The organism is Streptomyces alkaliphilus, from assembly GCF_014141535.1.
Classification (GTDB): Bacteria; Actinomycetota; Actinomycetes; order Streptomycetales; family Streptomycetaceae; genus Streptomyces; species Streptomyces alkaliphilus.
On the sequence record NZ_VKHT01000352.1, the window covers coordinates 1 to 4,831 of the forward strand.

Annotated in this window: 4 protein-coding genes; all 4 read left to right on the forward strand. The window is 70.4% G+C overall.

Annotated elements, in window-relative coordinates; all coding sequences use genetic code 11:
• A partial coding sequence (locus FNQ90_RS12810) for a DUF2306 domain-containing protein (protein ID WP_228471091.1) occupies positions 1–613 on the forward strand: 613 nt, incomplete at its 5' end.
• Between the two features lie 57 nt (positions 614–670).
• Positions 671–1,543: a glucose-1-phosphate thymidylyltransferase RfbA gene (gene rfbA, locus FNQ90_RS12815; protein ID WP_182606494.1), complete on the forward strand. Its 873-nt coding sequence runs from the start codon at positions 671–673 to the stop codon at positions 1,541–1,543.
• Positions 1,544–1,652: 109 nt separating this feature from the next.
• On the forward strand, positions 1,653–3,332 hold the full coding sequence (locus tag FNQ90_RS12820) for an MFS transporter (protein ID WP_407699356.1): 1,680 nt from the start codon (positions 1,653–1,655) through the stop codon (positions 3,330–3,332).
• 299 nt (positions 3,333–3,631) lie between these two features.
• Positions 3,632–4,705 (forward strand): DUF2855 family protein, encoded by a 1,074-nt coding sequence (locus FNQ90_RS12825; protein WP_182606496.1) that lies wholly within the window; start codon positions 3,632–3,634, stop codon positions 4,703–4,705.
• Positions 4,706–4,831: the final 126 nt, after the last annotated feature.

Genomic DNA, 4,831 nt, shown 5'->3' on the forward strand with positions numbered 1-4,831 from the left:
CTCCGCCCGCTGGTGGCGCCGTCCGTGGATCGCCCCCCTGTTCCTGGTCTCCGTCGGCTTCATCGTCTACACGTCGATGCCCTACCTGGACCGGGAAACGGCCCCGTTGATGCCCCATGAGGGGTTCTCGCCGTACTACTCGCTCCTGATGGCGCACATCGTGTTCGGCAGCGTCGCCCTGCTGCTCTCGATCCTCCAGGTCTGGCCGTGGCTGCGCCACCGGTACCCCGCCGTGCACCGGTGGGGCGGCCGGGGGTACGTGGTCTCCACGATGGTCGCCGGCACGCTCGGACTGGTGATCGTGCCCTTCGCCCCGCCCGTGGGCAAGGTCGGGGTCACCGTCGCGACGGTCCTGTGGATGGCCTTCACCGTCATGGGATACATCCGAATCCGCCAGGGCCGCCGCGCGGAGCACCGGCGGTTCATGCTGTACGCCTTCGCGATGGTGATGAACAACCTCTGGGGCTCGCTGGTGATCCTGATCGGCACCGCGCTGGCGCTGCAGATCGACGCCAACTACTACCTCGAAACCATTCGCTGGATCGGCTGGGTCATCAACCTGATGCTCGTGCAGTGGTGGCTCAACCGCACGGCCGACCGGCCGGTCCGCTGACCCCCGGATCCGGCACCACACCGTCGTTTCCCATCCAATCGAAGGACGGACCGGGTGATGAAGGGAATCGTTCTCGCCGGCGGCAGCGGCACACGGCTGTTCCCCCTGACCTCGGCCATGTCCAAACAGTTGCTCCCCGTCTACAACAAGCCGATGGTCTACTACCCGCTCTCCGTGCTGATGCTGGCCGGGATCCGGGACATCCTGCTCATCTCCGCGCCGGACGCCGTCCCCGTCATGAGAAGTCTCCTCGGGGACGGCTCCCGTCTCGGCCTGAACCTGTCCTACGCCGTTCAGGAGGAGCCGCGGGGCATCGCCGAAGCGCTTCTGATCGGAGCCGACCACATCGACGGGGACGCCTCGGCGCTGGTCCTGGGCGACAACGTGTTCCACGGAACCGGGTTCCCCGAGCTGCTGCGCCGCTCCCGGGACCGGCTCGACGGTTGTGTGCTGTTCGGCTCGCCCGTGCCCGACCCGGAGCGATACGGCATCGCCGAGGTCGACTCGACGGGACGAGTGGTCTCCCTGGAGGAGAAGCCGCGACAGCCGAGATCCCACACGGCGATCACCGGCCTGTACTTATACGACCACGAGGCCGTCGACATCGCCCGGGGGATCACCCCCTCGCCCCGCGGTGAACTGGAGATCACCGACGTCAATCTCGAGTACCTCCGGCGGGGCCGGGTGACGCTGACCGAACTGGGCCGCGGAAGCGCCTGGTTCGACTGTGGCACCCACGATTCCCTGCTGGCCGCCGGTCAGTACGTGCAGTACGTCGAGCAGTACGAGGGCGAGAGTGTCGCCTGCCTCGAGGAGGTCGCCCTGCGGATGGGCTTCATCGATGTCGACGCCTGTCATCGGCTCGGTGCCGGAATGCGGCAGTCGACGTACGGACGCCACCTCACGAGGATCGCCCGCACGCCGGACTGAGTCGGTCTCCCGCGGCCGGGGCGGTGGAGCCGGACCCCGCGAGCGGAGGACGAAGGGTCCGGGTGCGGCGCCTCCTCCCCCACCCACACGATCACACAGAGGAGCACCCATGAACACGTCCTCCGCACCGGAATCGGGCGGACGAGCGGGACGAAGGGAGATGATCGGGCTGGCCGTGCTGAGCCTGCCCACCATCCTGCTGGCCCTGGACATGAGCGTGCTGTACATGGCGCTGCCGCACCTGGGCGCGGACCTGGGAGCCAGCAGCGTCCAGCAGCTGTGGATCATCGACATCTACGGCTTCATGATCGCCGGCCTCCTGGTGACGATGGGCAGCATCGGCGACCGGATCGGCCGAAGGAAACTTCTGCTCATCGGCGCCGCGGCGTTCGCCGCCGCTTCGGTCCTGGCCGCCTACTCCTCCAGTGCGGAGATGCTCATCGCGGCCAGAGCGCTGTTGGGAATCGCCGGTGCCACCCTCATGCCGTCGACGCTCTCCCTGCTCACCCACATGTTCAAGGACCCCAAGCAGCAGGCCATGGCGATCGGCGTGTGGATGGGGTGCTTCATGGCCGGCACCATGCTCGGCCCGGTGATCGGCGGCGCCATGCTGGAGTTCTTCTGGTGGGGTTCGGTGTTCCTGCTGGGCGTGCCCGTCACCGTGCTGCTGCTGCTCATCGCGCCGAGGACGCTGCCCGAGTACCGCAACCCCGACGCCGGCCGCACCGACCTGCCCAGCGTGGCGCTCTCCCTGGCGGGGGTCCTGCCGCTGATCTACGGGCTCAAGGAGATCTCGAGGGAAGGGCTGGGCGCGCCGGCGGTCCTGGCCGTCGTCGCCGGTGTGGTCTTCGGCCTGCTCTTCGTGCGGCGCCAGCGCACGCTGGCCGAGCCCCTGCTGAACCTGCGTCTGTTCCGCCACCGCACCTTCAGCTCGGCCGTGGTCATCACCAGCTTCTCCGGCTTCCTGTCCGGCTCGTACCTCTTCGTCTACATGTACCTGCAGTTGGTCGAGGGACTGTCCCCCCTGCGAGCCGCGCTCTGGATGCTCCCCGCGGCCCTGGCGACCCTGATCAGCCTCCAGCTCGGCCCGCTCCTCGCGCAGCGGCTCCGCCCCGCGCACGTCATGGCGGGCGGGCTGACCATCGTCGCCATCGGCTATTACGTGATCACCCACGTCGGCGGCAGCGACGGCCTGGGACTGCTGGTGGGTGGTCTGATCGCCGTCGCGGCGGGCATCGGCCCGGCGTCCGCACTGAGCGCCGGCCTGGTCATGGGCTCCGTCCCGCAGGAGAGCGCCGGAGCCGCCGCGGCGGTCAACGAGACCTCCATGGAGATGGGCGTCGCCACAGGGGTGGCGGTGATCGGCATGGTGGGCATGTCCGTCTACCGCGACCGGATCGGCGAGACGATGCCCTCCGGGCTCCCGGCCGACGTGGCCGAGACCGCCCGGGAGAGCGCGGCGGGCGCCGCGACCGCCGTGCAGCAACTCGGCGGGACGGCGGCCGCGGAACTGAACGAAGCCGCGAACAACGCCCTGGCCGGCGCGCTGGGCGCCACCGCGTGGGCCAGCCTGGCGATCGTTCTCGCCCTGGCGGTCGTGGCCCTCGCCGCACTGCGCCACGTGCCCCCCACGGGCACGGAGACCCCGCAGAGCCCCTCGGCGGAGGACACCCCGCCGCAGAGCCCCTCGGCGGAGGACACCCCGCCGGTCGAGCCCGTGGCCGCCGGGACGCAGAAGGTGGGCGCGGCGACCGGCACGGAGGGTGTGCCCACCGCCGCCCAACCCTGAACCGGCCGCAGGACGTGCCCGGTCCCGCTCCCCGCGGGACCGGGCACGCCGATGCGCACGACCCCGCCCCCCTGGGGGGCGGGGTCGTGCGCCGCTCCGACCCGGGTGCGCAACCCTCCACCGTCCCGGGTTCCCCCGGTCCCCGCATCTTCGAGAGTGCGGACCCTCCCGCCCACGTCCCGGAGCACCGGGCCGTGGGTCACCGCACGGGGGGAGATGCCCCTCTCACGGCCGAACGACGACCATGGCCCGGGCGGGCCCATCGGCGCCGCGGTACGAATGACGAAGGGGAGACGGACGTGCCTGAACTGGACGGATGGGATCTGCTGGTCGAGCGGAACGACCTCACGGCGACCGAGCTACGGCCGGCCCCCACCCCCGCCCCGGGGCCCGGCGAGGTACGGCTGGCGGCGGAGACGTTCGCCATGACGGCCATCACCGCCACCTACGCCCGTCTCGGCGAGTCCGAACTGCCATTCTTCGACGCGTTCGCCGCGCCCGGGGGCCACGGTCGCGTGCCGACGTGGGGCTACGCCCGGGTCGAGGAATCACGCCACCCGGAGATCGCGGTCGGGACGCGCTACTTCGGGTTCCTGCCGATGTCGACGCACGTCGTTCTCAGCGCCACCCCCACGGCCCGGGGCTTCGCGGACACCGCCCCGGAACGGGACTACCTGCACCCGTGGTACCGCGAGTACCTCCAGGCCGGCGAGCCGGACGAGCTGGACGACCACCGCCTGGTGCTCGGGCCGCTGTACCCGGCCTCGTTCAACCTCGCCGAGTTCCTGATCCGTGAAACCGCAGCCGGTGGCACCGTGCTGATCACCAGCGCCTCCAGTAAGACCGCGCTCGGGCTGGCCGGGCTGCTGGCCGCGCGGGAGGACCTCACCACCATCGGCGTGACCGCCCCGGCCCACGCCGACTTCGTCCGCAAGATGCGCCACTACGACACCGTTCTGACCTACGGTGACCTCTCCGCCGCCGAGCTCACCGGCCCCGTCGTGCTCGTCGATTTCACCGGCCGGGCCGATCGGTTGCGCGCGGTGTACGCCCGTTTCGGTTCCGTGCTCGAGGACGCACTGCTGGTCGGCTACACGCACCCCGGCGCCGAGATCGAGCCGCCCCCGGGGCTGACCGACCCCGAGCCGTGGATCTTCTTCACTCCCTCGGAGGAACTGCGGCTCATCGAGAAGGAGGGGGAGGAGTCCTACCGCGCACGCTACCGCCGTGCCGAGGAGGCATTCCTCGACACGGCGTCGCAGTGGCTCACCGTTCGCCGGCTCGTCGGCCCCCGGGCCCTGGCCGCCACCCACCGCTCGCTGCTCGAGGGCACCGTTCCCCCGGACACCGCGACCGTGGTCTCCGTCGCCTGAGAAAGTGTTGGGTAACTGATCGGTTGCTTGGTGTGATGTGCGGGTGGTGATCCTCGTGGCCGGGGCGGCGCGAGGATCACCGTCGTGTGTGTTTGTGTGTGCAAGCCCTCCTACGACTCGTCGTTG

Excerpts from the sequence above, each read along its gene's own strand:
- rfbA (WP_182606494.1), top strand. The coding sequence starts at position 671 with ATGAAGGGAATCGTTCTCGCCGGCGGCAGCGGCACACGGCTGTTCCCC.
- FNQ90_RS12820 (WP_407699356.1), top strand. The coding sequence starts at position 1,653 with ATGAACACGTCCTCCGCACCGGAATCGGGCGGACGAGCGGGACGAAGG.